A 26,246-nucleotide genomic window follows, 5' to 3' on the forward strand; every position below is an offset into this window, starting at 1 on the left:
GTTCAGGTGTCAACGGGAAGCCTTTCTCTATTCAATCTTTAACTTTTTAACTTTCAATTTTGGATAAGGACACATTCATGTCTACTGATTTTAAGCCTGCAGAATTCGTGCAAACCATGATCAATGTTGGTGAAGCGAAAACCAATACAAGCACGCGAGATCTTCTGCTTCGCGGTACGATGGCTGGCGTTATTCTTTCGATTGCGGTGGTGGTTGCTATTACCGCGATTGTACAAACGGGTATCGGCCTTGTAGGAGCACTTGTTTTCCCCGTTGGTTTCGTAATTCTAAGTGTGATGGGGTATGACCTAGTAACCGGTGTTTTTGGTCTAGCGCCTCTGGCTAAGTTTGCTAACCGTCCGGGCATCACTTGGGGTCGTATCTTCCGTTGTTGGGGTCTTGTAGGCTTGGGTAACCTTATCGGTTCTCTGATCGTTGCTTACCTAGTGGCTATCTCTCTAACAGGTAACTTCTCTCTAGAACTGAACGCAGTAGCGAAGAAATTTGTCGCTGTTTCTACCGCGCGTAGCCTTGGTTTTGAAAACATGGGTATGGATGGATGGATTACATGTTTCGTACGCGGCATCTTCTGTAACCTAATGGTGTGTCTAGGCGTTATCGGCAACATGACGGCACGTTCGGTGTCTGGTCGCGTAGCAATGATGTGGTTCCCAATCTTCATCTTCTTTGCGCTAGTATTTGAACACACCGTAGTAAACATGTTCCTATTCCCACTAGGTATGATTCTAGGTGCGGATTTTGGTATCGCGACTTGGTTGAACTTCAACCTTATTCCAACCATTCTAGGTAATATTGTTGGTGGTCTCGTAATGACTTGTATTCCACTGTACCTAACTCACGCGAAAACAGCGCCTTCTATCAACGTAGTTGAAGAAGAAGTAAAAGCAGAGCCTGCAATCGCAAAATAAACCGCTTTTATCTGGCCCTACCTATGGTAGGTAGGGCTGTTCAACTCATTTAACTTTCGATAAGTATTGTATTGATTTAGCTATAAAAAGTAATAACTCCTTGGGGTGATTTTAACCTTGAGTTAATGACTTGAGTGTTACTTTTTATGTCCAAATTTTCGATAGGCGTTGATATGACAACTGTTAACTCATCTTTAAACAGCGGCTTTGTTTCTCTTGTTGGTGCAGGTCCTGGTGATCCTGATTTACTCACAGTAAAAGGCTTAAAAGCCATTCAAGCGGCTGAAGTTGTTGTGTACGACCGATTGGTATCAAAAGAGATTCTTGAGTTGGCCCATGCATCAGCAGAGATGATTTATGTTGGGAAAAAGCTCGATTTTCACTGTGTACCTCAAGATCAAATCAACCAAATCTTGGTGCAGAAAGCGCAAGAAGGTAAACGCGTTGTGCGCCTAAAAGGTGGGGACTCATTTATCTTTGGCCGTGGTGGTGAAGAGTTAGAAGAACTAGCGGAATTTGGTATCAAATACGAAGTGGTTCCGGGTATCACAGCAGCAGCGGGTGCAACGGCTTACGCTGGTATTCCATTAACACACCGCGACCATGCGCAAAGCGTTCAATTCATCACTGGTCACGTACAAAAAGATGGTCGTGAGATTGAGTGGCATTCACTGGCGCAATCCAACAACACGCTTGTGTTCTACATGGGTTTGAAGCAAAGCGGCCATATTATGGATAAGCTGATCACTCATGGGTTAGATCCTGAGATGTCATGCGCCATTATTGAAAACGGTACGCGCCCGGAGCAGCGCGTGTTTCAAGGAAAGTTGAACGAGTTATCGAGCATGGCAGAGCAAGCTGTGAGCCCAGCATTGATTGTGGTTGGCAGCGTGACTCAACTTCACAACAAGTTGGATTGGTTCGCAAAGTAATACTGCTCAGAAGTGACTATATTTTACAGGGGCTTTGTTGCCTCTGCATTTCTTGCTTACGCATAGGCATTTGATCAATGAGGTTGTTGATAAACGGCCAGTCTGTTTCTGCGCCCCAGCGGTGCTTTTCTAGACCATCTTTACCAAGCAAAATAGCGGTATGAGAACCTTTTTCGACCGCATAAAGACGAGCTAGCATTTTTAGGTCGAACTCTTCTTTAAGCCAAGCAGGAAAAGTATAACCTTGTTCTGTAATGACCAGTGTGACGACATCTCTGTCTTCCAACTCACACTCATTCATAAGTGTTTCTAGCAAGAATTGTTTGACGTATTCATCATTTTCCGGCGCAAAGTAGAGCACACTTCTATGTGGCCAGTATTTGGAGTGCGCTGGATAACCAAATGCTGTCGATGACAAGATACAAGAAAGTAGTATCACTAGTAACTTTCCGCCCATGACAGTCCCCCTAGAAACCCAAATAACTTTTTATACGTTAAGTTTAGTGGAATTGGCTCATTGTGCTTTTTCCAAAACTGGCATAGGGTAGGCAGCAAATAAATTGAGCGTAGAAATAGATGAGTTCGGAAAGCAAACAAAAAATCGCCATTTTGGTTGATGTACAGAATGTGTATTACACCTGTCGCGAAGCGTATCGAAGCAATTTTGATTACAACCAGTTTTGGTATGTTGCCACACAAGGGAAAGAGGTGGTAAGTGCTCGTGCTTATGCTATTGCGAGCAATGATCCCAAGCAACGTCAGTTCCACCATATTCTTCGTGGTGTTGGATTTGAGGTGATGCTTAAACCCTACATCCAGCGTCGTGATGGCAGCTCGAAAGGCGATTGGGATGTGGGTATTACTCTCGATGCAATTGAAATTGCTCCCGAAGTTGAGGAAGTGATTCTAGTTTCGGGAGATGGAGACTTTAGTCTGCTAGTAGAGAGAATTCAGCAGCGCTTCAATAAAACGGTGACCGTTTATGGTGTACCTAAACTTACATCTCAAACTCTGATTGATTGTGCCGACAATTTTGTCGCGATTGATGACGATTTCTTGCTGTAGTTAATAGTGCAATAAAGAAAGGCGAGTCACTCAGGCTGTACGAAACGTACAATGACTCGCCTCTAATTTATCGTTGATTTGGCTAGTTACGAAGGAATGATCATTTGCCCTAGCAAGTAACCCAAGCAACACGCACCAATCACGCCGATTAAGCCCACAGACATGAATGAATGGTTGAAGTACCACTTACCAATCTTAGTTGTGCCCGATGTATCGAAGTTCACAGTCGCGATATCTGAAGGGTAGTTGGGAATAAAGAAGTAGCCGTATACCGCTGGCATCAAGCCGATAAGCAGCGCAGGTTCCAAACCTAAGCCGAGACCAACAGGCAGCATCATGCGAGCCGTTGCAGCTTGAGAGTTCACCACAACCGACACAATGAATAACGCAAGCGCGAATGTCCAAGGATAGTTGGTTACCATCTCTACGATGCCAGATTTAAATTGAGGCATAGCGTACTGGAAGTAGGTATCTGACATCCATGCAATACCGAAGATAGCAATCGCCGCCACCATACCAGATTTAAATACCACCCCATTTGGTACATCGCGAGGATCGGTCTTCGTCGCTAGCAAAATGATACCGCCGAAGCAGAGCATCATCATTTGAATCACAACGGCCATACTGATTGGTTTTGCGCCTTCAACGATGGTACGAATGTCTGGCCACATCGCGATAACGACGATAACCAAGATAGAAGCAATGAACAGCAATACAGAGTTACGAGCACTTGTTGGTAGTACTTCATCAAGAGACGTTGCAGTTGTGTTGAGGATTTTTTCTCTCCACACAGGATCTTTCAAACGCTCTTGGTATTCTTCATCGTCGTCTAGCTCTTTACCACGCTTTAGGCTGTAAAGTGACATCAACAACGTACCGAATAGCGTTGCAGGTACGGTAACGAGCAGAATTGAGAGCAGAGTGATCTCGTGTTGAATGTCGGAGAGTTGCGCCAAGTAGTAAACCACTGCTGCTGAAATTGGCGAGGCTGTGATTGCGATTTGAGAGGCGACAGAAGCGGCAGCCATAGGACGCTCTGGACGAATGCCGTTTTTAAGCGCAACGTCGCCAATGATTGGCATGATAGAGTAAACCGCGTGACCTGTACCAAGTAGGAAGGTCATAAAGTAAGTCACGAACGGAGCAATAAGGGTGACGCGTTTTGGGTTCTTACGAAGCACACGCTCGGCAACTTGCAGCATGTATTTCAAACCGCCAGCGGCTTCAAGAATGGAAGCACATGTTACCACCGCTAAAATGATCAACATGACGGTGACAGGAGGAGAGGTTGGCGGCATCTTAAAGATGAATACTTCAATCACCAAGCCAATTCCGGATACGACCCCAAGGCCTATACCACCATAACGTGAGCCGATATACAGCATCACGAGCAAAAATAGAAACTCAAGATACAACATGTGGATTTCCTTATTCAAAACAGAGGGCTACATAGCCAAATTACCTCTTTGTATTGTCTCGATATTCAGAAAGAAAATACTTCATGTTGTTCACAATCCGCTGGATAAGAAACAGCAATATTCAATTATTGGCAATAACTCACGCTACACAGGGGAACTGTTAACACAGTTTTATCAGGGTGTTTTTATGCTGTGTATTTTTGCGATCATGTGAGCGTTAAATGCGAAGAGGTTTAAGAGTTTGTTGCTATTCATCGCATACGTAACCAGACCTTACAGTTTCACAGAACGCGGAAATACAGTCATAACTAACCCTAAAGGTGCTTCTTTGTTATGAAAACGCAAAGGATAATAGTTTGCATTGCGATTGGTGCTTGGGTATAAAGGTGTCAGAATGACTACACCAACAATAAGCCATCATGTCTGAGCAATTTTTCCCGCAACTGTTTCAAACTTCGAGTGAGATTACACCTTATCTACACGGTGATATCGGCGAGATAGGGCAAGAAGCTATCCATATCGAGAATGATATCAACCCGATCATCCAAGGCCTTTACCAGCAAATCTCGGAGGCTCATCCGGAAGCGGGAAAAGCATATTGGTTGACAAGAACGTGGGATTTACTTTGTTGGCAGCCAGTTTATGTCGCATTCATCTCTATTTACGGTTACCACACGTTGCCAAACATTCGCGAGATAGCGCAGCACCTCAAACCTTGTTTTGTTTCTGGGTACCGATTCGCCGACGAAGCGCATATACATGGCGAGCCAGAAGCGTTGATAAAAGAGGCGGGGCGTCAAATCCGAGAACTGTTCGACTTCTATCAACAAGAGATGAGTCAATGGACACGCATTCGTCCTGGCTTCACCCATCAATTGATGTCGGACGGAATCATGGCTTGTTTAATTCGTCTCCAACAGCGCTTTCCGCAAATGACTAACTCGACACTTCAGGAGCATGCGGTCTTGTGGCTAAGCGCAATGGGTTTGGATGTTGATAATAGCCGCTCACTTCATGAGACGGAATCTGATCAGCCGCTAAAGTTAGTAAGAAAAAGTTGTTGTTTAGTCTATAAGTGTGAAGGCAGAAAGCTTTGTGCAGATTGTCCTCGTTTAGAGGAAAATCGACAGCTTATGAGCAAGAAGGTTCTTAATTAACATTTATTTAACTTGTGTAACAGTGCTCGATTTGAGAGTGAGAATAAGTATCATTGCATGCTCTTGTTGACAACAAAAAGATAAATACAATGATGAAAAGGACGTTTTCTTTCAATCTCATCGTACTTGCGATGAGCAGTGGATACGCAGTTAGCTCAATAGCAGCAGAAGATCTTCAACAAACATCGACTCCGAGCGATGAGCAATTGGTTGTTGTAGGCAGTGTGATGCCGAAATCGATCTCCGATATTCCAGGAACGGTTTGGTTTGTTGGCCAAGAAGAGATTGCTCAGCAATATCGTGCGGGCAAGACACTGGGTGATATTCTTTCTGCAACCATCCCTTCTTTAGACGTCGGCACCGGTGGTCGAACTAACTATGGTCAGAACCTTCGCGGTAGAGCAATGTTGGTAATGATTGATGGTGTCTCGTTACAGTCTTCTCGCCCGATTAGTCGTCAGTTAGATGCAATAGACCCATTCAACATCGAGCGAATTGAAGTACTATCTGGTGCAACCTCCATTTATGGTGCAGGCGCTACTGGTGGTGTTATTAACATTATCACCAAGAAAGCGTACTCGGATGACTTGTCGTTTGAATCCTACGTGAGTGGCACTACAGGCTTTAATAGCAGCGATGACTTTGATTACAAACTCGCTCAGTCTATCTCGGGTGGTAATGAGCGAATTACCGCTAGAGGTTCGGTTGTGTACACCGAGACACAAGGTGCATTTGACGCAAATGGCGACATTGTCACCCCAGACATTTCACAGGGCTCTTTGCAGTATAATTCAACGCTCGATGTTATGGGATCGACCGAGATTCAAATCTCCGATGCCAGCAAGTTAAACCTTGTCGCACAATACTATGACAGCCAGCAAGATTCGCCATACGGTTTGTACATTGTTAACAATAAATTTGTTGATGTACGAGAGGGGTTCGATTCCGACCGTGAACATGGTACAGAGCGAGTTCTCTTAAGTGCGAACTACGCTCACGACAGCGTATTCGGTCATCAACTGATAGGCGAGTTATCTTACCGTAGTGAAGACCAAACCTTTACTCCTTATTACCAAAGTGCCTCTCAACAAAAAACAGAAGTTTTTGCTGGGCGCTTAGCGTTAGCTAAAAGCTGGGAGTCATTCAAACTTGTTTATGGTGTCGATGCGTACTTAGACCGTTTTGAAAGTAACCAGGCTCTGTTCGATCCAACCATTGCGAACAGCTCTGGGAACTTAATTAATCGAACCTATGCCGAAGTGGGGCGTTACCCAGATGTTGATGTGGCGTCTTACGCAATGTTTGTCCAAGGGGATTACCAAATCAATCAAGATTGGTCAGTACAAGCAGGCTACCGCTACCAATACATGGACAATAAGATTGATGATTTTGTTGCCTATAGTATACAAAAGAAGATCGCATCGGGTAATGGTGTATCAGCGGATGCGGTACCAGGTGGCAGCACTGACTACTCTGTGAGCTTATTTAATTTGGGCACCATTTATCAGCTTAACGATGAATCTCAGCTTTGGGCGAACTTCTCTCAAGGTTTCGAACTCGCTGATCCTGCAAAGTACTACGGCCAAGGTAGCTACGATGCCGCGGATGCAAATGGTCATTACGCGTTGAACAATAGCATTAACGTATCTGACTCAAAAATGTCGGGCATCAAAACGGACAGCTATGAAATTGGTTACCGATTAGATACGGATACTGTCGCACTGCAAGCGGCGGGTTACTACTCGGTGTCGGATAACTCAATCAAGTATGACAAGAAGACGCTCCTAATCACCAATGTTGATGACGAGCAACGTGTATACGGTGCCGAAGCAAACATTAACTACTGGGTAAACCGTGATATTTTGTTAGGTGCATCAGGTCACTATGTGGTTTCTGAGCTGAAAACCAACGGTAAGTGGGAAGATCTAAGTGCGGGTAAAGCAAGTACATCAAAAGCGAACGCGTGGGCGGCTTACTATCAGGATGGCTATTCACTACGTCTACAAAGCCAGACGATGTTTGATTACGAAGATGACGCAAACAACAAACTAGATGGATACACTACGTTTGATCTTCTTGGTAACGTAACACTACCTATCGGGCAGTTAGGTTTTGGTATTCAAAACCTATTTGACGAAGACTACACAACCGCTTGGGGACAACGTGCGCAGATTCTTTATGCAGCACACTACGATGCAGCAGCGTACGACTACAAAGGAAGAGGTCGCACATTCACACTGAACTACAGTGTTGAATACTAAAGCTAACTCGCTCCAAATATCAAAAAAGCCGCTTGAAGCGGCTTTTCTTTTAGGCTTGATCTGTCTGCGCTGTGTCTACAACGTTTTCCGTGTGTTCTGAAGCTTGGTTTTGTTCTTCAGCTTCCATTTTCGCGCGTTCAGCTTTGGAGATATAACGCGGCTTATTGCTCTTATGTAGCTTAGCGTTATGCTTCTTCTGCTTCGCTTTCAAGATCTGATTGATTTTCTTCTTGCGGTTCATGGTGGTGGTCCTTTAATTTAGCGAGGCAGGATAGTTACTTTTTTATCAAGTTACAACTAAATAAGCGCCGGTATCGGTCGCAAAATTCAAGTACGTTCCTATGTCCAATCATCTATCGCGTTTTAATGGAGCCCAAATGAAAACACTGTACACCGAACGTTTGATACTGCGTCTTGTGAGTGTAAATGATGCACCATTTATACTAGAACTTTATAACCGCCCAGACTTCTACCGTTTTGTCGGAGACAAACAAATTCGTACCGAATATGAAGCGGCGCGTTACATAAAAGAAAACATGCTACGCATGCAAAAAATTAGAGGCGTGAGTTTACTCGTTGTAGAGAAGAAAGAAGATGGACAACCCATCGGGATTTGTGGGTTGGTTAAACGTGACACATTACAACACTATGATCTCGGATATGGATTTTTACCTTCCGCTTATGGCTTCGGCTACGGAACGGAGTCTGCAACCGCAGTGCTGGAATACGCTAGAGAGGAAATGAAACTCGATAATTTGGTTGCCATCACCAACAATGACAATATTCGTAGTATAAGTTTGCTCAAAAAACTGGGCTTTGAGTTTGAACGAGTTGAGCAGCAATATGATAATGGCCGCACGTTAGAACTTTACACAATGATGTTGTGATTTTTGGATAGCGCATGAGCGATATTTTACTTGGCAAACTCGCCACTGAATTTAAGACAGTAAAAGCCATGGTAGAGGTTTACTGTCATGACCATCATGGAACAAAACGTGACTTATGCTCAGAATGTCATGAGCTGCTTGAATACGCAGAAGTGCGCCTCGACCGCTGTCCTTATGGAGAGAATAAACCGACGTGTAATAAATGTCCGATTCACTGCTACAAACCAGAGCCGAAAGAACAAATGCGTTTGGTCATGCGTTACTCTGGCCCCAGAATGTTACTGAAACATCCCATCTTGGCGGTTCGTCATTTGCTTCATGAAAAGCGAATGGTACCGGAAAAGCCTGCAGCGAACGCGTCAAACCGTCACAAGCGTTTATCTAAACAAAAATGCGAAGAATAAAAAAACGAGGGCGACATGCCCTCGTTTTCGTTGAGTAGAAGCGGCGTGGTTAGAGGCCAGCGGCCATACGCTGCTTGGTTTTGCTCGCAGCAAGTAGCATGTATACGCCAGTCGCAACCAAAGCGGCAAACAAGTAGCCTAGCAAGCCGTGTTCTTGGCCCATAAATTTATCAGCGACAACAGGACCAGCAACAGAGCCGATGCTGTAGCTAAACAGCATGACTTGTGTCGCAGAGACAATAAAGCGTTCATCAAGTCCTTCGCAACCTAAGTTGATTGCAATCGGGTACAAGGCAAAAGTAGCTGCACCTAAAAAGAATAATGCAGCAGCCAATACCACGGCTGACGAGGAAATAAAGGTCATACCGATCGAAAAAATACCCAAAATACAGAAAAACGCCATTAGCACTGTGCGGCTCATGTATTTGTTTAACGCGGTCACCATTGGTTGAACTAGCATGCCACCTAGAATCACTAGCGCCATCAATGTACCAATGTCTTGATGGCTAATTTTACGGTTAGTTAACTCAACTGGCATTAATCCGTAGATCGCGCCTAAGGTCAAACCTGAAACAACACAACCAATAATTGCTGCATGGTTTAGTTTGGCAATTTGCTTAAATGATAAAGCGGTTGATTCATGGCTGTTTGGCTGCTCACACTCAATGAACATTAGCACCAGCATCGCCATTAAGATCAACGTCGTGATCGCAATAAACGGAACGCCGCCACTTACGCCAAGCACGCCAATACCAAACTGGCCTAATGCTGAACCACCATAAAGCGATAGCATGTACAAGCTCAAACGTCTCGCACGCGATGCTTCGTCTCCAGACATTAGCCAAGATTCAACAATGACAAAAACACCAGCAACCGCGATACCCGCAATAAAGCGAGCGGCAAGCCACATCAATCCGTTAGCAAACACGGGTAGTGTGACGATAGTTAGCGAAAATACGGCCAAGCAACCAATAAACGCGTTACGGTGACCAACTTGACGTACGATACGTTCAATAAAAATAGCACCGGTTAATAAGCCGCCATAAAACACACTCGCCAACCAACTCGCGTAATCTGCTGAGATGTTGTATTCACCGAGCATGAGAGGGATCAAGCTCATTAAATAGCCCGAAGCCACCGCATAAAGAGACAGTGCGACGACTGGAACTGTAACTCGTGGTGATGCTGCAGGAACGACTGTGTTTTCCACTGTTTTGCGCCTATAAGTTAAATGAAATCTAAGGGTTATTCGGCGCGAATATGAGGCTAATAGTTAGGCAAGTAAAATGATAAATTTAAGTCGTTTCGATAAATAATATTTGTTAACTAGATAGGTTGATAAGTTGCATAAAAACGCCAACCTACAAACAAGGTTGGCGTGGAAGATTATTTAGTAAGTGCTTGATTTAACCATTGATCGAATTGAGTTTTAGGTAACGCACCATTGATCATATCAACGCGTTGACCATTCTTGAAAACCATAATGGTAGGAATACTGCGAATACCAAATTGCGTCGCAAGTTGTTGTTGAGCTTCGGTATCAATCTTAACAAAACGAGCCGTTCCGGCTTGCTCATGAGCAACATCAGAGAAAACAGGAGCAAAACCAACGCACGGGTTGCACCATGGGGCCCAAAAATCTACTACAACAGGCATATCACTTTGTAATAGAGCAGAAAAGTTATCTTGTGTACCTTCGATAGGCGAGCCGTCTAAAAGTGCACTTTTACATTTACCGCAAGTTGCAGATTCGGCAACGCGCTCATTAGGGACACGATTTAGACCGCCGCACGAAGGGCAGCGAGTTTTAAACGATGACATGACTTCTTCCTTTATTACGTATTGATGAAAACATGACTTACCAGTCAGCCTCATTATTTGTATACTTATTTTTTAACCTGCCGAAATAACGCAGCGCAGGTTTGTATTTGAGCCTAAGGTTCTAAGAAATTTTATTAAAATACAACAATAAATAGGTCTGCGATGACAAATTACTACGCTGAAATTACAGGTTGGGGGAAATGTGTTCCGCCAGCCGTGCTCTCTAACGATGATCTTAGCACTTTCCTCGATACTTCCGATGAGTGGATTCGTACCCGCACTGGTATCGAAAACCGCCGTATTAGTCATGTAAACACGTCAGACATGGCGACCGTTGCTGCTAAACATGCATTAGCTCGAGCAGGCGTCGATGCAACAGACGTGGATTTAATCATTGTGGCGACTTGTTCACCAGATTCATTGATTCCAAATATCGCGTCTAAGGTACAGCAGAACCTAGGTATTCGTGCAGCCGCTGCCTTTGACTTAAATGCCGCATGTACGGGATTTGTCTATGGCCTAGAAACGGGCACACGTTTGATTCAATCAGGTAACTATCGTAACGCGATCATTATTGGTGCGGAAAGATTGTCTTTCTACATCGATTGGGCAATGCGAGATACCGCTGTTCTATTTGGTGATGGTGCGGGCGCCGTTGTGTTATCAAGAACGGAAAAAGAAACGGGTTTACTACAGTCTCAAATCGGTTGTGACGCAAAAGGCCGAGATATTCTGTCCGTACCAAAGTTTGGTACTTGTATGGATCGCTTTGCGGAAGACAACGGTTACTGGGATTTCAACTTTGTAGGACAAGAAATTTTCAAACGTGCAGTAAAAGGCATGGGGCTAGCTGCGAAAACCGTACTGAAAGCATCACAGTTAACGACGGAACAAATCGATGTTGTGATTCCGCATCAAGCGAATATTCGTATTATTCAAACCTTGTGTGACCTGTCTGGAATTCCACACGACAAAGCGTTTGTTAACATTCAAAACTATGGCAATACTTCAGCTGCGACGGTGCCAATTGCATTGTGTGAAGCGGTAGAGCAAGGTCGAGTTAACCCAGGTGATAATATGCTTCTTGCTGCATTTGGTGCAGGTTTGACATGGGGTGCGGCAGTATTGAAATGGGGTGACCGCGTAACGCCAGTTTCTGAAAGTGATGCGGTTCTGCCTGAGTGTGAGCAATCCGCGTTAGAATTACTTGAGCGTGCCATTAAGCTGTGTAACGAACGCCGTCGCGACGAGGTGTAACGGACACTCTGCAAACATAAGATGAGTAAGGGAGCGCGAGGCTCCCTTATTTGATGATGCGTTCTACAGCTAACCTGAAAAATATCTTAAGCCATAAAGCCCAGGTTTGAATGAGTAAAATTACGGATGTTCGGGAAGACGTATTCCAGTGCAGCGTTATCACTCACGCCCATCCACTGTGCTAGTGTTGAACCAACTTGATCAGCGGCAATTTTGGGTATGAGTCGGCCTTGAGAGTAATCATCGTTTCCGCCCAGTATTAGTTCCGGCCATGTACCGATAGGTTGTTTCCCATTTACCGCGCCTCCAATTAATAGTTGATGGCCACCCCAGCCATGATCGGTACCATTTCCGTTGCTCATCATCCGTCGACCGAAGTCAGACATAGTGAAAGAGGTAACTTGCTTGTTTAGCCCTAACCGTTCGACCGCACGATACATTGCTAAAAGGTTTGTCGCGAGATCCTCAAGTAACACTGGATGACGTGCCAATTGCGAATCGTGTAGGTCATACCCAGAGTGTTTAACGAAAAAGACTTGTCGTTGCTGCTTCAGGACATCTTGGCTTGCTATCAATTTGTACACGGTTTGCATCTGCTTGCCGAGCGTCGATGACGTAAACAGCGGCTCGTCAGCAATGTGGTTGAGTTGCTCGCTCAATACACTACTCATTACCATCGACTCATCAACCATCAAATTAAAATGACCATTAAATGGATTGTCAGTTTGATGAGAGAGAAGGCGGTCATAGATACCTTTGTATAAAGGGCTATCAATCGCGGTAAGCTGAACTGCGCGATCTTTTTTCAGGACGGTTTGGCGGTGTTCCATTGCCCGTAACCAAAGCGAGTTGCCATGCACACTGTATAGCGGTGTTATTTCTGATTCAGAGTTTAATACATCCAACATTCTGCCAGCCCAACCAAGATTTTTAGACTCGCTCATTCCACCAAGTAACCAAGCGTCTGTTTGAGAATTATGAGAAAACAGTTGCTCGGGAAGTGATGCTTCACCTTGCTCAATAGCTTGTTTGGTGACGGGATGGTTGAGAATGCCACTATTGAGCACGATGCTGGCATCGCCTTGTTCGAAAACGGAAGTCAACGCATTTAACTTTGGGTGTAAGCCGAGCTTCACTGGGTGATTTGAGCTATCGACAGCACTCAAATTGATAGGGAGTATGTCTTCTTTGGCGACAGAGAGTGGCCCTCTGACTTTGGAATATTGACGATAGTGCGCCTCCGATAATGGCAGTATGGTGTTGAATGCATCGTTTCCGCCTGCTAAATACACACATATTAATGCTCGAAAGTCATTGGATGGCGCTGCGAGAGAGTAACCTGGCAGACTAAGAGAGGCTAGTGCGCCCATCGATAGCGTGCTTTGTATAAAATGTCGTCGTGAAATATCCATAATTCACTCCTAATCCTGAATATAGAATTCGTCGCCAGAAATGGCGGTAAATATCACTAGAGCGAGTTTTGTTGTTGGCACATAGTCCCCACGATAATCATTCAGGGCGGTGAGCATGAGCTCTTTCAATTCAGCAGAAGCCGTTCCAGCAAAGAAACGCTCGTTAACCAATTCGACTAAGGCACGGTGATCGTCCAGAAGAAGATAAAACTCGTTAAGATCGAAGTGGTAGGAATCACCACCTCCTCTACGAGTGCTGGTTAACATATAGTTGACCAAATCGGTATAAACAGACCAATTGAGAAGTTCATACTCTGGAGAGTTAATACCAGACTCCGTAAACTCGTTAGACGGCTGATAGTCTGGAGAGTAAAAATTAAACACGGAAGGAGAACGAAGCGGCCCTTGATTAGCGATGTTCATCATCGTTGTTGCGTCTTCGTAACGTGATCCTTTAATCGTAAAACCTGATGCTCGATGAAAATTAGTCAGGACCAGTATCGGTTCTTTCACTTTTATAGGCGGGGTATCCGTCATCCCTAATGCTTCAGGGTCGAGCAATATGGCTCGAACAACGGCGGTTAGATCGCCTTTTTCTCCTTCCCCATTGTTGTTAAATATCGTAGCAACACGCGCGACGTACTCTGGGCTTGGATTTGAACTGACCAAACGTTGGATAAGTAACTTTGAAACAAATGGAGCAACATTTGGGTGAGACATCAACATATCAATCACTTTTGAAAGCTCTTCTTGTGCGGTTAGACCCGATGGGATCACGTTCCCTAGAAATCGCTTCTCGCCGGTATCGTGTCTTTGACTGATAACTCGCATCGGTTTCACGAATGCGATGTCGGAATTTTTCCATCCAGTTAATGCTCGCGCGAGCTCTTGAATATCAGTTTGATTGTACGTGGGGATAGGTTTGCCTGTTGCGTGGTTTAGCTTTTTACTGCCATCTAAATTGAGTTCATACAAACCGATAGTGAATAACTGCATTAACTCTCGAGCAAAGTTCTCATCGGGAAGCGTTCCTGTCGCACTATTTTCTTTTGCACTACCGAGCATAGACAAATAGCTCCCCATGACTGGATGGATGGAAACGTCATACAACAGGTCTCGGTAGTTGCCAAACGCATGCTCAACCAACAGATCGTAGTAATTCACTAACCCTGTAGGTTTGCTGGAAAGAACGCCGCCATAACGAGAAACGACTACGATCTGACTCAATGCATAAGCCGTTCGCTGTCTGAGCTGATCTTCAGCAGTAACAACAATCTGATACCAAGCATTTTCTCGGTTTGACTGTAGGCCTTTAGAAAAAGGCGTTTGATAAAGTGGTTGATGGTAGGTTGCTGGCAGGTTGATTTGTTTCTGTATCCAGTCCTCTAACCCGTTTTCCCTAACCTCATTAATTAACGCAGGAGTTGGTCCAAAAGAGGTTTGATAGAGAAAACGCGCAACGGTTTGATCGGATGGGGATTGCTGTATTTGTGCTGATACATTAGGCACATGGCTCAGCAATAAGATAGCCAATCCTAGTACCCAAGCAGAGATTTTATTTAGCTTCTGACGTCTCATAGTTAACTCGCTTACCCGAAGTAACGATTTAAGTCCATTTAACGGGAGTTATTAAGCTCTTTTGAGCTGTTTAGTAAATTTATGAAAATCAAGCAGCTGCATAGGCGAGTATAGTAGCTATAAGTGGTGAACAAAAAACTCAAACGATGAATTTGGTACTATAGTGCTAGAAGTTTTTGATGCTATTTTTTCTAAGATACTGATATTAAATATGGCCAATGAAGAGTAACAAGCAGAGATATCGCAATGGATATAGAAGGGGGACAGCTAAAGTACTGTTAACAAGAGATTGGTATGTTTGTTAAGGCTTAAGTTAGTTTCAAGAAATTATTGAGCCAATAAATAAAGTCCATTGGTTTGCACAAGAGAAAACCACACGGATGTTCTCTTGTACAAAGCAACAAAGGTTATTTTCGGGCAAGCTTATGGTGAGCACGAGAAAAGTGATCGGCACAAAATGCGCCCACGATCGAGAGTTCGCCAGCCAGACAAAGCGCAGCTGCGACTTCGGCTAACGCTTTCGCATTGCCGTTGCCGTGCAAACCCAAAATATCCAAACATGCTTTTTGTGTTGGAAGGCCAGTACCACCACCAACCGTCCCCACCATGATGTTTGGCAAGGTCACGCACGCGTACAAGTTGCCTTGAGCGTCCACATCCATACGAGTGATTCCAATGGCAGACTCTGCAACGCAAGCGGCATCTTGACCACAAGCAATGTACAGCGCGGCAAGCGCGTTTGCGTAATGCGCGTTGACGCCAATTGTCCCGCTAAGTAAACCGCCCACTGTAGTCATTTTGCCAAATTGAACCATAGACTCCGGCGTCGTATGCAGATATTTTTCCACCAACTCAGCAGGAATGGTCACTTCGGCGGATACTTTCTTACCGCGTACCGAGCGCAGTGTGTGCGCGTTTGGTTTTTTGTCGCCTGATAAGTTGCCATCCAAGAATGCTTGAGTTGGTTTGATTGGGCTGGTCGCCAAAATATGATGGAACACTTCGTTTGTTGCGATGGTCACCATGTTTTGTCCGGAAGCGTCACCAGTCACGTATTCAAAGACCAAATAAACGTGGTTTCCTTCGATATTTACATTGATGTCTTTGAGTTTGCCATGTGAGGTGGTGGATTCCGCAATTTGACGAAATGCGTCAAACTGGGTCACAACCCAACTGACGAACTGGCCAGCGTCGGCAAGGTTATTAAAGGCGAACACTGGCGTTCGGCTCACCCCTTCACTCAGCAACAATGCGCTCGCGCCACCAGCGGCGGTAATAAGATTTGCGCCACGGTTGTAGGAAGCGACTAACGCGGCTTCTGTCGTTGCGAGCGGAACCAAAAAGTCATCGTTCGCATACAAGCCGTTGACGCGCAAAGGGCCTGCAATGCCGACCGGCACATTAACAGTACCAATGAAGTGCTCGATGTTGTTGGAGTAAGCATCGCAATGTGACTGCGTGAAAGGATCAAGGAGATGATCTTTATTGGTCACGTGTTCCAATACTTGCCAACGGCGCGCCAAATGCTTATCCGACAGGCCAGGGCTTAAGCAGAGACGTTTCTCTGGCTTGTGAAACTTCGGTTCTAATGCCGATTGAATCTTACTGCTGGTTTCGATATCGGAAAGGGCGGAGCTTTGAACAGGGTTATCTTGGTTTAACTTCGGCATACAAACGTTAACTGAAAAATCGAACCAGAGATTGTAGTGATTGAGGCTTTGATTACAACGTTGATTATACGTTTTGCAACAAATACCACTGTGCAAGCGCCTTTATTATCCAAGTGATTTGATATTGGAGCGACGAATTTACCGGACATAAATGGGTTTTGACAATGAATGTTGCAGTAAATGGCAGATCCGGGAGGTTATGCCTCTTAGAGAAACTGGCCTGTAGGTGTTTGGATTCGACAAGGTGTAAGCATGAGTGCCTTAAAAGCGGAATGGTTCAATCTATGAAAGGAATAAATTGTCTAACCCAGTCCCTTGGGTCAGACGTTAGTTTGAATCAGTTATTCAAAAACTAGTTGAAGGCGCGAGCCACACGTCCCGCACTTTGAATACGGTAATGACCAACGTAAGCAGGAACAAATACAGATTGTCCTTTCGAGGCAGTTAACGTCTCACCGTTATCACTGATGAGTGTCAGGTCGGCATCAATCGCCATCAAAATCTCTGCGCTATTGGCATCAACCACTTCATTGTTCGGTTGGTTAAGAATGCTGAAACTAAAGTCTGCCACTGGAACGGGGTAAAGGCTCTGGCAACCATTGGCATTGGGTTTTAGGACAAGGCTGTGAAACGGCTTAGGCACAAAGTCTGTGCATTTAACCAGTTCTTCAACATCCATATGTTTCTGCGTGAGTCCTGCACGCAAAACGTTATCTGAGTTCGCCATGATCTCTAATCCCGTACCTTTAATGTAAGCGTGTGGCGTTCTTGCGCTCAGGAACATGGCTTCGCCAGGTTGCAGCGTGATGACATTCAACAGTAATGGCGCAAACAAGCCGACATCGCCAGGGTATTGAGTGGATAGATCCAAGATGAGCTGGAAAACGTCGTTGTTAGTACCTTGCTCTGATTGGTCTGAAGCTTGGGCAAGAAGCTGTTTCAGTGCACGCTCTTTTGTTTCGCCTTCCATGGTCAGAATGTGCACAAAGAAATCGCGTAAACCTTGTGAGTTGATTTCGCGTTTGAATGCATCTAGCGGTGTGCGTAGCTCATTGATATCGCAAAGGCCAAATGCCTCAATAATCTCGTCATACGAACGAAAACCGTTCATGGCTTGGTAACTTGTCAGCGCGTACACCAACTCAGGTTTATGGTTTGGATCCTTGTAGTTACGATGGCTTGCGTTTAGTGGGATCCCGGCACTTTGTTCTTTTTCGAAGCCTATTTCGGCATCTTGTTTGCTTGGGTGAACTTGAATCGACAGTGCATGTTCGGCCGCTAAGATCTTAAACAGAAAGGGCAGGTCGCCAAATTTCGCTGCGGTTTCTGCTGATAAGTAAGCGGGTTGGTTTTGTTTGATCAGTTCAGACAAAGGCAGCGTGTTTTGCTCAACCTGAACTTCAGAGCAGCCGTTTGGGTGAGTACCCATCCATACTTCTGCTTGAGGCTCATTCGTTTCGTTAGAAAAGCCAAACAAATCGTGAATAGAAGAGGTGCTTCCCCAGGCGTAGTTTTGGATTTTGTTGTTCATTTGAAAGAAGCTATGCGATGAAATAGTGTTCAAATTCATGAATTTTTCCCATAGTTAACCCTCCGAACTGAATCGGAAGAAAAATTGAGCAGAGATACGTTAAATAAGGAGGGCGAGCGCGGTTAGGTCACTCGCCAATTTGCCCTAAGGGCGATAAGTCGATTTACAACCGAGGCTTTGGTTCGAGTGGTTTTCGTGATGGCTGCGCTTGCAAAAATGGCAGCAACAAAAGGCCAATGACGGCTGCACAAACTGAAATGATGATGAAGAAACCCGTCCAATGATATTCTTCAAGAATTAACGCCAGTGGATAACCAGACAATGCTGCGCCCATGTAGGCGAACAAGCCCACGAATCCTGTTGCCGCGCCGGCAGAATCTTTGTGAGAGCACTCCGCCGCCGCCATACCGATCAGCATTTGTGGTCCAAAGACAAAGAAGCCGATGGAGAACAATCCCGCCGCTTGGAATGCAAAGTTGGTCAGAGGCATCAGCCAAAGCGCAGAGACAGATAAGAAAATCCCAATCGCGAACAGCAAGTTCATTGGCCCACGGTTACCGCCAAAGAGTTTGTCTGAGCCCCAACCCGCAACCAATGAACCAACAAAACCGCCGATTTCAAACATAGACAGAGCAGCGTTGGCGTTAATCAGGCTATAGTGATGCTGCTCGGTCAAGTACAGGTTTCCCCAGTCATTGATTGCGGTACGAACGATGTAAACCAACACATAACTGAACGCGAGCAGCCAGATGTATTTGTTGTTAAATACGTACGATTTCAGAATTTCGCGGTAGGTGAGGCCACGTCCGTAATTTTCTTGCGCAAGTTCTAGTGCGTCGTTGCGCCATTGACCGACACTTGGTAAACCCATTGTTGTGGGTTTGTCGCGCAATCGCCAACAAACGAATAGACCGAGCAATACCCCGATGATGCCGGGTAGAATAAAACCTTCACGCCAGCTGTAGTGCAACGTCAAATAGCCCACCAAAATAGGGATCAGCGCGCCACCAACGTTGTGTGCGGTGTTCCAAATCGCCCATAAGAAGCCACGCTCGGAACGTGAATACCAAGTGGTTAACAGCTTGGAGCATGAAGGCCAGCCCCAGCCTTGGAACCACGCGTTTAAGATCCACAGAGTAATGAAAGCCGCGAGTGAGCTAGAAAAACCGAACGCGATATTGACCAGACCTGTCGCAATCAATCCTAATCCCATGAAATAACGAGGATTAGAGCGATCCGAAATCGTGCCAGAAATAAACTTCGAACAGCCGTAAGTAATGTAGAAAAGTGTACCGATAAGACCCAAATCGCCTTTATCTAAGCCAAGATCGGTAATCATCGCTGGTGCGGCGTAGTTAAAGGTCTTACGGGTAAAATAGAAACCTGCGTAGCCGATGTACATCCCCAACATAATGTGCAAACGCCAATGGTGGTAACGCTGGTCGATTTGCTCGTTGCTCAGGCTCGGTTGAGTAAATTTAGGTGAACGTAAAAATCCAAACATCTTGAGTTACACCTTAGGTAAAGTAATGCTGATTTGTGTGCCGATCATTTGATCGCTGGTGGAGTAGATAACGATTTTTCCACCTAACGCGTGCACACGCTCTTGCATGCCGCGAACGCCCATGCCGTTCATGCTGTCCTGAACTTTGAAACCGACACCATCATCGTGAATCATCAGTGACACCGCAGCTTCTCCAATTGTCAGTTCAATATTGATCAACTGCGCTTCTGCGTACTTGGCTGCGTTATTCAATGACTCTTGGCATAAACGGAATAGGGTGACTTTGAGTGTGTCACTCAGGCTGGTGTAATCGCCTTGCCAGTTCAGTTGAACATTCGTTCCGTGATTGGCGAATTCCATCTCTCGCGTCAGTTGCTCGACGGATTCTTTCAAGTCCAAATCATCCAGCATTTTGGGTCTTAGCTTGCTCAACAGTCGCTTAGTGGTGTCGTACACGTTGAGCGAAAGCCCTTCGATCATGTCCGCGCAACCAACGCGTGTTTCTGCGTTGTTCACTCGTTTAATGATGTTGGCTTGTGTGCGGATTGCCGTGATGTTCTGTCCGATTTCGTCATGTAGCTCGCGCGCAATATCGCGTCTTACCGATTCTTCCGCTTTGATAAGCTGGCGAGACAAATTCTGATTGCGCGCAAGTTCGCCGCGCAGTTTGTGATTGAGGTCTTTTTGTTTCTGAACCCCTAAGCCGAGCATAATGCCGGTGATGGTTTGCGCCGAGAGAGATAATAACAAATCGGTGATTTCTAGATTTGATACGCCGCTACGAGCCGCAATCAGCGCTATGCTGTTGAGCATGGTGGCGAGCAGAGCACCTTGCCAGCCGTAACGCAGAGCAAGCACGATGATTGGAATCGCCATACAAAATGGCGCAAATCGTTTTAGCTCTTCAGGCAAGCTGGTTTGCACCAAAATACTGCCGATCAAAAGTAGCGCATAAAGCACGATATGACGCACCTGAAATACAACGGCATTACTAAGTAGGAGAGAGCTAAGCGGAGACCAACGACTTTGGAACAAATAACTCCATAACAAGTAGCACATAGGCACCACGAGCAAGCCTCCAGAAATGCTAGCCAGCCATACCATGTAAACCGAAGGAACGTGAAAACCAACGGCCATCACATTAATAAACGCGTTAATGATAATGACTGCGCTCATCACGGCTAAATGGCGGTTTTGGTCTCCGTAGTAGTATTTTTTCGCAATCAGAGTGACCGGGATACTGGCAATGCTCGCAATCAGCACGGTAAGCCACTGCGGTTGACCCAGTAAGATCGCAAGTGCGATGGAAAGTCCCCACTCCGAAAGGTAAATCGTCGGCCAATAAGCGGTGCGAGTGTGCAGGGCGACACCTAATCTTAAAGCGAAAGGAAACAATAAGATCGCCAGTTCGGGATCATTGACAAAGTAATAGGCAATCACCCATAAGCAGAACCAGGCGCAAGCCATAACAAATAGTCCGCAAATGGTGGTAACAGCGTAAGCTCGCATTAAAAGGACTCTTGAGAAAATAGTTTGGCGAGCTCAACGTTGTTTTTCACGCCGAGTTTGTCGATGGCATTCGCACGATGCACATGCACGGTCTTGTGGCTCAAGCCAAGCTCTGCCGCGACAGACTTTACATCCAACCCGGTCGCAAGTAGCTGACATACCTCGTTTTCACGTTTTGTCAGTTGGCATAGAGAGGTGGTGTTGTCGCTAGGCGTTGCAAGTTTAAGTGCAATATCTGATGTGAGGTAACAGCCGCCAGAAGCACTGGTTCTCACGGCTTGAATAAGTTCGTCTGGGCTACAGCGTTTACTAAGATAGCCTTTTGCACCTAGCTTTAGTGATTTTTCCACCATCGCAGGGGAGTCATGCACGCTAAGCATCACGCAGGCAATGCCAGTTGGTATTTCGCTAAGAAAGTTTAAGCCGCTTTCATCTGGCATGGAGATATCTAGGATGACGACATGAGGGTGTACCGCAGGCAAGCCTTTGCGCGCTTCGGCGACAGAGCCGAATTCACCGACAACGGTAATATCACTTTCTAAATTTAATAATTGTGCGAAACCTGAACGCACGATGACGTGATCATCAACTAGAGCAACATGAATCATTATTACAACCAAATAGAGCAGACGACTAACAACAATAAGCTCCAACAGGAGCCAATAGAAAAACCTTTAATGATACTGAATTGATCAACTCATTTTAATGATCTTGCGCGCTTTACCGAAGTAAAGCGCGCAGAGAAGCTAGGCTTGGTTTTGTGCAAGTTGAAGCTTCTTCGCGTGTCGAATCTTCTTCTCTTCCGCGATAGCGACGAAAGCAAGCAAAACAATACAAATCATGGCGGAGGTATCTAGAGCTGCGAAGGTACCTTTCCAACCAGTTAAGCCGAAGATAGGTGTACCGTCTGCAATCATACCGAGACCAAGTTTCGCGAAGCTGTCACCGATTAGGTAAGCGAATGTACCTTTTACGCCGTCAGCCACACTGATTGCTTTTTTAGGGACAAAACCAACCGCGGCAACACCGATAAGAAGTTGCGGACCAAACACCAAGAAGCCCAATACAAATAGAGAGGCTAAGTACATGAACTCGCTAGTGGCGTGTTGGTAGAACTCAAGCGATACGATGATCAAACCAAGAGATACACAAGCAACCAATGCGCGGCGACCGTTTGCTAGGTCAGACAGGTAACCCCACATCAAAGTACCCACAAGCGCACCGACTTCGAACAGAGTAAAGCCAGAGATTGCCGTTTCTTTTGACAGACCAAGTTCTTGGTACGCGTATACCGTTGACCATTGGTCGATACCGATACGAACGATGTAAAGGAAGATGTTGGCAAAGCAAAGTAGCCAGATAACTTTGTTTTTAAGAACGTATTCAACAAAGATTTCTTTTTTGGTCATTTGGTTTTCTTCAGCGGCGGTGTCTTCTTCACTCACTGCTTCATCGAAAAGTTCTTCTACTTTACCTAGACCGTAAGCTTCTGGAGAGTCGCTACCAAAGCGCATACCGATAAAACCAACGATGATCGCGATGATAGAAGGGAACACGAACATGCCGATTACGTGGCCGTCGAATAGGTAGTTGGCACCGAAAAGAGCAACACCCGCTGCGCCCGCACCACCAACGTTGTGTGACATGTTCCACAAGCCTAGGTAAGAGCCGCGTTTGTTACGAGGTGTCCATTTTGTAATGGTTGAGTAACTAGAAGGGCCACCAGTACTTTGGAAGAAACCACTCAGAGCGTAGAAAGCCACCATCAAGAACAGGCTTGCACTACCGCCGCCCATGCTGAAGCTGAAACCAAGCATTGCAAGACCAGAAAGGATCAGCATAAAAGGGAGGAATTGCTTGGTGTTCTTACCGTCAGCGTAGTAAGAGACAACGGTTTTACCGATGCCGTATGTGATGGAGAAGCCAAGGCCAATAAGACCTAGGTCTGTCATGCTCAAACCGTAAGTTGAGATCATGTCGTTTTGCGCGACATTGAAGTTCTTACGAATCAAGTACATGGTTAGGTAGCCGATAAATACGACCAAGTAAGATTGGATGAACGGTTTAAACCACATCTTTCTTCTAACTTCGACAGGAAGATCGAGGGTCGGCTTCCGCACCTGTTCGAGGAATTTTAACATGATGAACTCTCTTGTAATTGTTTTAGAAACACAACGGAGGCCGTTATGCGCTCTTGTTACCTTTGACTGAGCGGAATTCTAGAGAGTGGTTTTGTGAGGCACATGAGATGGTTGCCTAGATCGGCTAGGAAAAATTCCTAGAAATGCCTAGGAAGGCGGAAAAGCGTGAAAAGAGTCACACAAAATCCTTACTAATTTATGGGTTTTTGACTGGTTTCTTATCGGATTGGAAAGCGTTCAAATGCAAGCAGGTTAATATACGCAAGCTTAGTGCTGACAAGGGGTGAGTACGTTTGGTTGGAAGAATAGTGTCTCGTTGCTAGCTATCAATCGCGAATGAGAAACAAACAACAGAGACCCAGAGGTCTCCGTTAGAAATATTAGGAATTCGGCTAGGTTGACGTGTTAAGGCGCAGGGCTGTATAGACGCGGCGAGCCGTATTTTGGCAAGTGAATTAGGTTCAAATGGTTTCTTCTTGCCCATTCGACGGTTAACGCTGTCGGTGCAGATAAGCAAACCAGAGTGGGGATACGCGCGCGAACGGCTTTGTGGATCAACTCTAAGCTGCAACGGCTTGTCATGATTGCGAAGCCACTTTGAGGTTCGATGTGATTGTTGGCCAATGCGCCAATCAACTTATCTAGCGCGTTGTGACGGCCGATGTCCTCTCGGCACAACTTGATGTTGCCTTGTAAATCTGAAAATAAAGCGGCGTGTAGCGCGCCAGATTCACGTGCGGCTTCTTGATGCAGTGCGACTTTGTCTCGCAGCCCTTCGAATACATCGGAGCGCGGAGGAAGAGACGGTGTTAGCGGTGCTAAATCAGGCAAAGCTTGTTCCAGAGCCTCGACGCCACAAATGCCGCATCCGGTTGTGCCTGCAAGATTCCGACGTTGTGTTTTTAGCGCCCAGAAAGCGCGGTTGCTGATTTCTACTTCCGCATAATGAGATTCGTGATCGCCACCAATTTCAATGTCTTTGATCTCTTTGAAGTCGTGGACGATGCCTGTGCTTAGGCTAAACCCTTTCACAAAGTCTTCCAGATGGCCTGGCGTCACCATCATGACCGCTTGGCTAATGCCGTTATAGCTGATAGCTAAAGCTGACTCACTCGCCAGCGACATTTGTTGCACTGGGCGGCCATCAATCAATTCTCGGTAATTGAACGCACTTGGTTGAGGTGGTGCTTGATTGAAATCGGACAGTTCAAAATAAGATTGAGTAGTACATCTCATGAAATCACCTCATAAGCCGTTATGTATGCCAAAAATTGACGTGTGGGTTGTTGTTATCGATTGAATATGTTCTTCGCTTCTGCGAAGCACTGATCGGTTAGCGCGGAGAAGGGTTCTTGTTTTCGCTTTAACAAACCTAGCGGGGCGTGAACGGCGGCTTCTTCGATAGGGATAATGCGAAGCGTATCGTTCAACTCTTCTAATCCACAGTTCAGCGGCATAATGGCGCAACAAAGGCCACTGGTTACTGCTTGGATCAAGTGAAAGGTGGAGTTACTTTCAATGACGGTTTGCGGAACCAGCCCTTTACTCACAAAGCTAAGATCAATTGAGTGGCGATAGTGCATACCCTTCGAAAGCAGCCCTAGCGGAATGTTATTGAGTGACTCCCACAACACTTCAGATTCGGCAAAATCGAAATGACGCTCATCGAATAAAACGCCAAGTTTGGTCGAGTATAGCTCGATAACATCGAAGTAAGCGGTGTTGACTTGATCGACATAACACATCCCCAAATCAAGTTGATTGCGATTGAGTTGGTCTATGATCTGTTCGGTCGTCATGGAGAGTATTTGAAAGCGTAACTCAGGGAACTGTTGAGCTAATGGTTTGAGCAATTCCATCGGGTTTTGGCTGGCGAGTGGCACCATTCCAAGCCGAAGTGAACCGACCAACTGACCACGGCAGTTAGCAGCCTCGGCTTGCAGTCCATCATGAGCGGCTAAGACGGTTTTCGCCCAAGCTAAAATGCGTTCTCCTGCTTCAGTAAACCCTTCAAATCTTTGACTTCTTTGGATTAATTCGAGATCGAGTTCTTCCTCTAAGCTTCGGATTCTCATGGACAAGGTAGGCTGCGTAATGTGGCACAATGCGGCGGCTTGACCAAAGTGTTTGGTCTGTTCAAGTGCGATGAGATATTTAAGTTGTTTGATATCCATAATGGCTTGTTAACCTTGCGTTGTGAGTCACATGTACGGGGGGAACTCCCTAAAAAGGGCACAGCACTACCGTACTTTTTAAGCGCTGGAGCGTTTTAACTGGGGAATGGAAAACCAAAACCAAGTCAAGAATAAAACCTCACTCAAAATTGATCTGAATCAAGGCTATTCCTGATATTAATTAGGGTCAAATTTAAAGTATCTATAGTGTGATAGATATTATCTATTATCAAGAGTGGCGATTTTATTGAGTTCGTTAAGCGAACTAGGTGGAATCGGATGGGAAAACGATTAACCTCATAAATTGTATTGATTAAAAATGTGATGACCGTCAGTGGAAAAATTCGTCATAGATTTTGTTTATCACTCGGTCAGGATTATCAATTGGACGCATATTGAATAACGACTTAATCTTTGATTTAGATCAAGACGCAACAATGCGCATTGAATCTAACAGTCTTAGAAGCAGTAGGCGGGTATCCGATATCAAGAATCTAGATAAGTAAACGCTCGGACAAGCGAGAGCATGTTGAGTGGTTACTTATTTGGATTAAAAAATACATGGATTAGAAACTAAGCCCTTCAATACTTCCGCA

The 26,246-nt window shown here is 45.4% G+C and carries 23 protein-coding genes; 8 read left to right on the forward strand and 15 right to left on the reverse strand.

The window, feature by feature from the left end; all coding sequences use genetic code 11:
• The first annotated feature begins 77 nt into the window (after positions 1–77).
• Entirely contained in the window at positions 78–929 is an 852-nt protein-coding gene (locus R7190_RS12410) for a formate/nitrite transporter family protein (protein WP_213963779.1), read from the forward strand.
• 173 nt (positions 930–1,102) lie between these two features.
• Positions 1,103–1,861 carry a uroporphyrinogen-III C-methyltransferase gene (gene cobA / locus R7190_RS12415; RefSeq protein WP_054865301.1) on the forward strand — a complete coding sequence of 253 codons (759 nt, stop codon included), beginning with the start codon at positions 1,103–1,105 and terminating at the stop codon, positions 1,859–1,861.
• Between the two features lie 16 nt (positions 1,862–1,877).
• Here the strand turns inward: cobA and R7190_RS12420 are convergent, their stop codons facing one another.
• The gene (locus R7190_RS12420; RefSeq protein WP_017820187.1) at positions 1,878–2,318 is read right to left on the reverse strand and encodes a DUF4174 domain-containing protein; all 441 of its coding nucleotides are present in this window, start codon (positions 2,316–2,318) and stop codon (positions 1,878–1,880) included.
• A 119-nt stretch (positions 2,319–2,437) separates the two neighbouring features.
• On the opposite strand from R7190_RS12420, the gene R7190_RS12425 reads away from it, so the two are divergent.
• Entirely contained in the window at positions 2,438–2,926 is a 489-nt protein-coding gene (locus tag R7190_RS12425) for an NYN domain-containing protein (protein WP_005387978.1), read from the forward strand.
• Positions 2,927–3,012: 86 nt separating this feature from the next.
• Here R7190_RS12425 and R7190_RS12430 read toward each other — a convergent pair whose 3' ends face one another.
• On the reverse strand, positions 3,013–4,344 hold the full coding sequence (locus R7190_RS12430; RefSeq protein ID WP_213867734.1) for an anaerobic C4-dicarboxylate transporter: 1,332 nt from the start codon (positions 4,342–4,344) through the stop codon (positions 3,013–3,015).
• Between the two features lie 419 nt (positions 4,345–4,763).
• Here R7190_RS12430 and R7190_RS12435 point away from each other — a divergent pair, with 419 nt between their 5' ends.
• Together R7190_RS12435 and R7190_RS12440 are read left to right on the forward strand one after the other, a co-directional pair.
• Positions 4,764–5,501 carry a siderophore ferric iron reductase gene (locus R7190_RS12435; protein ID WP_042520969.1) on the forward strand — a complete coding sequence of 246 codons (738 nt, stop codon included), beginning with the start codon at positions 4,764–4,766 and terminating at the stop codon, positions 5,499–5,501.
• 89 nt (positions 5,502–5,590) lie between these two features.
• A complete protein-coding gene (locus tag R7190_RS12440) occupies positions 5,591–7,762 on the forward strand; it encodes a TonB-dependent receptor (RefSeq protein WP_017634648.1) in 2,172 nt (723 codons plus the stop codon).
• A 49-nt stretch (positions 7,763–7,811) separates the two neighbouring features.
• Here R7190_RS12440 and R7190_RS12445 read toward each other — a convergent pair whose 3' ends face one another.
• A complete protein-coding gene (locus tag R7190_RS12445) occupies positions 7,812–8,003 on the reverse strand; it encodes a DUF2986 domain-containing protein (RefSeq protein ID WP_005376066.1) in 192 nt (63 codons plus the stop codon).
• Positions 8,004–8,139: 136 nt separating this feature from the next.
• On the opposite strand from R7190_RS12445, the gene R7190_RS12450 reads away from it, so the two are divergent.
• Both R7190_RS12450 and R7190_RS12455 read left to right on the forward strand, forming a co-directional pair.
• Positions 8,140–8,649 (forward strand): GNAT family N-acetyltransferase, encoded by a 510-nt coding sequence (locus R7190_RS12450; RefSeq protein ID WP_025767743.1) that lies wholly within the window; start codon positions 8,140–8,142, stop codon positions 8,647–8,649.
• A gap of 14 nt (positions 8,650–8,663) precedes the next feature.
• The gene (locus tag R7190_RS12455) at positions 8,664–9,053 is read left to right on the forward strand and encodes a nitrous oxide-stimulated promoter family protein (protein ID WP_025767744.1); all 390 of its coding nucleotides are present in this window, start codon (positions 8,664–8,666) and stop codon (positions 9,051–9,053) included.
• A 49-nt stretch (positions 9,054–9,102) separates the two neighbouring features.
• Here the strand turns inward: R7190_RS12455 and R7190_RS12460 are convergent, their stop codons facing one another.
• Both R7190_RS12460 and trxC read right to left on the reverse strand, forming a co-directional pair.
• A complete protein-coding gene (locus tag R7190_RS12460; RefSeq protein ID WP_017634647.1) occupies positions 9,103–10,263 on the reverse strand; it encodes an MFS transporter in 1,161 nt (386 codons plus the stop codon).
• A 176-nt stretch (positions 10,264–10,439) separates the two neighbouring features.
• Positions 10,440–10,874: a thioredoxin TrxC gene (trxC, locus tag R7190_RS12465; protein WP_005387991.1), complete on the reverse strand. Its 435-nt coding sequence runs from the start codon at positions 10,872–10,874 to the stop codon at positions 10,440–10,442.
• A gap of 162 nt (positions 10,875–11,036) precedes the next feature.
• Between trxC and R7190_RS12470 the strand changes: the two genes are divergently transcribed.
• A complete protein-coding gene (locus tag R7190_RS12470; RefSeq protein WP_053349917.1) occupies positions 11,037–12,131 on the forward strand; it encodes a ketoacyl-ACP synthase III in 1,095 nt (364 codons plus the stop codon).
• An 86-nt stretch (positions 12,132–12,217) separates the two neighbouring features.
• Here R7190_RS12470 and R7190_RS12475 read toward each other — a convergent pair whose 3' ends face one another.
• From R7190_RS12475 to R7190_RS12520, 10 genes are all read right to left on the reverse strand, one after another.
• Positions 12,218–13,543, reverse strand: coding sequence for a DUF1501 domain-containing protein (locus R7190_RS12475; RefSeq protein WP_132936433.1), 1,326 nt, complete (start codon positions 13,541–13,543; stop codon positions 12,218–12,220).
• 9 nt (positions 13,544–13,552) lie between these two features.
• Positions 13,553–15,121 carry a DUF1800 domain-containing protein gene (locus R7190_RS12480; protein WP_064369239.1) on the reverse strand — a complete coding sequence of 523 codons (1,569 nt, stop codon included), beginning with the start codon at positions 15,119–15,121 and terminating at the stop codon, positions 13,553–13,555.
• Between the two features lie 407 nt (positions 15,122–15,528).
• Positions 15,529–16,791, reverse strand: coding sequence for a hydroxymethylglutaryl-CoA reductase (locus R7190_RS12485; protein WP_047101062.1), 1,263 nt, complete (start codon positions 16,789–16,791; stop codon positions 15,529–15,531).
• Positions 16,792–17,143: 352 nt separating this feature from the next.
• Positions 17,144–18,361, reverse strand: a complete 1,218-nt coding sequence (manA, locus tag R7190_RS12490) for a mannose-6-phosphate isomerase, class I (RefSeq protein ID WP_005376084.1) — start codon at positions 18,359–18,361, stop codon at positions 17,144–17,146.
• A gap of 124 nt (positions 18,362–18,485) precedes the next feature.
• Entirely contained in the window at positions 18,486–19,826 is a 1,341-nt protein-coding gene (locus R7190_RS12495) for an MFS transporter (RefSeq protein WP_064369240.1), read from the reverse strand.
• A gap of 6 nt (positions 19,827–19,832) precedes the next feature.
• On the reverse strand, positions 19,833–21,335 hold the full coding sequence (gene uhpB, locus R7190_RS12500) for a signal transduction histidine-protein kinase/phosphatase UhpB (RefSeq protein ID WP_170893244.1): 1,503 nt from the start codon (positions 21,333–21,335) through the stop codon (positions 19,833–19,835).
• Complete coding sequence (gene uhpA / locus R7190_RS12505; RefSeq protein WP_005376090.1) at positions 21,335–21,943, reverse strand: transcriptional regulator UhpA; 609 nt, start codon at positions 21,941–21,943, stop codon at positions 21,335–21,337. Before uhpA ends, uhpB begins: the two co-directional genes overlap by 1 nt.
• Before the next feature lie 138 nt (positions 21,944–22,081).
• On the reverse strand, positions 22,082–23,476 hold the full coding sequence (uhpT, locus tag R7190_RS12510; RefSeq protein WP_021707729.1) for a hexose-6-phosphate:phosphate antiporter: 1,395 nt from the start codon (positions 23,474–23,476) through the stop codon (positions 22,082–22,084).
• A 405-nt stretch (positions 23,477–23,881) separates the two neighbouring features.
• Entirely contained in the window at positions 23,882–24,712 is an 831-nt protein-coding gene (fdhD, locus tag R7190_RS12515; protein ID WP_047101073.1) for a formate dehydrogenase accessory sulfurtransferase FdhD, read from the reverse strand.
• Between the two features lie 53 nt (positions 24,713–24,765).
• On the reverse strand, positions 24,766–25,650 hold the full coding sequence (locus tag R7190_RS12520; RefSeq protein ID WP_054730252.1) for a LysR family transcriptional regulator: 885 nt from the start codon (positions 25,648–25,650) through the stop codon (positions 24,766–24,768).
• Between the last annotated feature and the right edge of the window lie 596 nt (positions 25,651–26,246).

Source organism: Vibrio sp. 1078-1 (assembly GCF_033340475.1).

Excerpts from the sequence above, each read along its gene's own strand:
- R7190_RS12410 (WP_213963779.1), top strand. The coding sequence starts at position 78 with ATGTCTACTGATTTTAAGCCTGCAGAATTCGTGCAAACCATGATCAAT.
- cobA (WP_054865301.1), top strand. The coding sequence starts at position 1,103 with ATGACAACTGTTAACTCATCTTTAAACAGCGGCTTTGTTTCTCTTGTT.
- R7190_RS12420 (WP_017820187.1), bottom strand. The coding sequence starts at position 2,318 with ATGGGCGGAAAGTTACTAGTGATACTACTTTCTTGTATCTTGTCATCG.
- R7190_RS12425 (WP_005387978.1), top strand. The coding sequence starts at position 2,438 with ATGAGTTCGGAAAGCAAACAAAAAATCGCCATTTTGGTTGATGTACAG.
- R7190_RS12430 (WP_213867734.1), bottom strand. The coding sequence starts at position 4,344 with ATGTTGTATCTTGAGTTTCTATTTTTGCTCGTGATGCTGTATATCGGC.
- R7190_RS12435 (WP_042520969.1), top strand. The coding sequence starts at position 4,764 with ATGTCTGAGCAATTTTTCCCGCAACTGTTTCAAACTTCGAGTGAGATT.
- R7190_RS12440 (WP_017634648.1), top strand. The coding sequence starts at position 5,591 with ATGATGAAAAGGACGTTTTCTTTCAATCTCATCGTACTTGCGATGAGC.
- R7190_RS12445 (WP_005376066.1), bottom strand. The coding sequence starts at position 8,003 with ATGAACCGCAAGAAGAAAATCAATCAGATCTTGAAAGCGAAGCAGAAG.
- R7190_RS12450 (WP_025767743.1), top strand. The coding sequence starts at position 8,140 with ATGAAAACACTGTACACCGAACGTTTGATACTGCGTCTTGTGAGTGTA.
- R7190_RS12455 (WP_025767744.1), top strand. The coding sequence starts at position 8,664 with ATGAGCGATATTTTACTTGGCAAACTCGCCACTGAATTTAAGACAGTA.
- trxC (WP_005387991.1), bottom strand. The coding sequence starts at position 10,874 with ATGTCATCGTTTAAAACTCGCTGCCCTTCGTGCGGCGGTCTAAATCGT.
- R7190_RS12470 (WP_053349917.1), top strand. The coding sequence starts at position 11,037 with ATGACAAATTACTACGCTGAAATTACAGGTTGGGGGAAATGTGTTCCG.
- R7190_RS12475 (WP_132936433.1), bottom strand. The coding sequence starts at position 13,543 with ATGGATATTTCACGACGACATTTTATACAAAGCACGCTATCGATGGGC.
- R7190_RS12480 (WP_064369239.1), bottom strand. The coding sequence starts at position 15,121 with ATGAGACGTCAGAAGCTAAATAAAATCTCTGCTTGGGTACTAGGATTG.
- R7190_RS12485 (WP_047101062.1), bottom strand. The coding sequence starts at position 16,791 with ATGCCGAAGTTAAACCAAGATAACCCTGTTCAAAGCTCCGCCCTTTCC.
- manA (WP_005376084.1), bottom strand. The coding sequence starts at position 18,361 with ATGAATTTGAACACTATTTCATCGCATAGCTTCTTTCAAATGAACAAC.
- R7190_RS12495 (WP_064369240.1), bottom strand. The coding sequence starts at position 19,826 with ATGTTTGGATTTTTACGTTCACCTAAATTTACTCAACCGAGCCTGAGC.
- uhpB (WP_170893244.1), bottom strand. The coding sequence starts at position 21,335 with ATGCGAGCTTACGCTGTTACCACCATTTGCGGACTATTTGTTATGGCT.
- uhpA (WP_005376090.1), bottom strand. The coding sequence starts at position 21,943 with ATGATTCATGTTGCTCTAGTTGATGATCACGTCATCGTGCGTTCAGGT.
- uhpT (WP_021707729.1), bottom strand. The coding sequence starts at position 23,476 with ATGTTAAAATTCCTCGAACAGGTGCGGAAGCCGACCCTCGATCTTCCT.
- fdhD (WP_047101073.1), bottom strand. The coding sequence starts at position 24,712 with ATGAGATGTACTACTCAATCTTATTTTGAACTGTCCGATTTCAATCAA.
- R7190_RS12520 (WP_054730252.1), bottom strand. The coding sequence starts at position 25,650 with ATGGATATCAAACAACTTAAATATCTCATCGCACTTGAACAGACCAAA.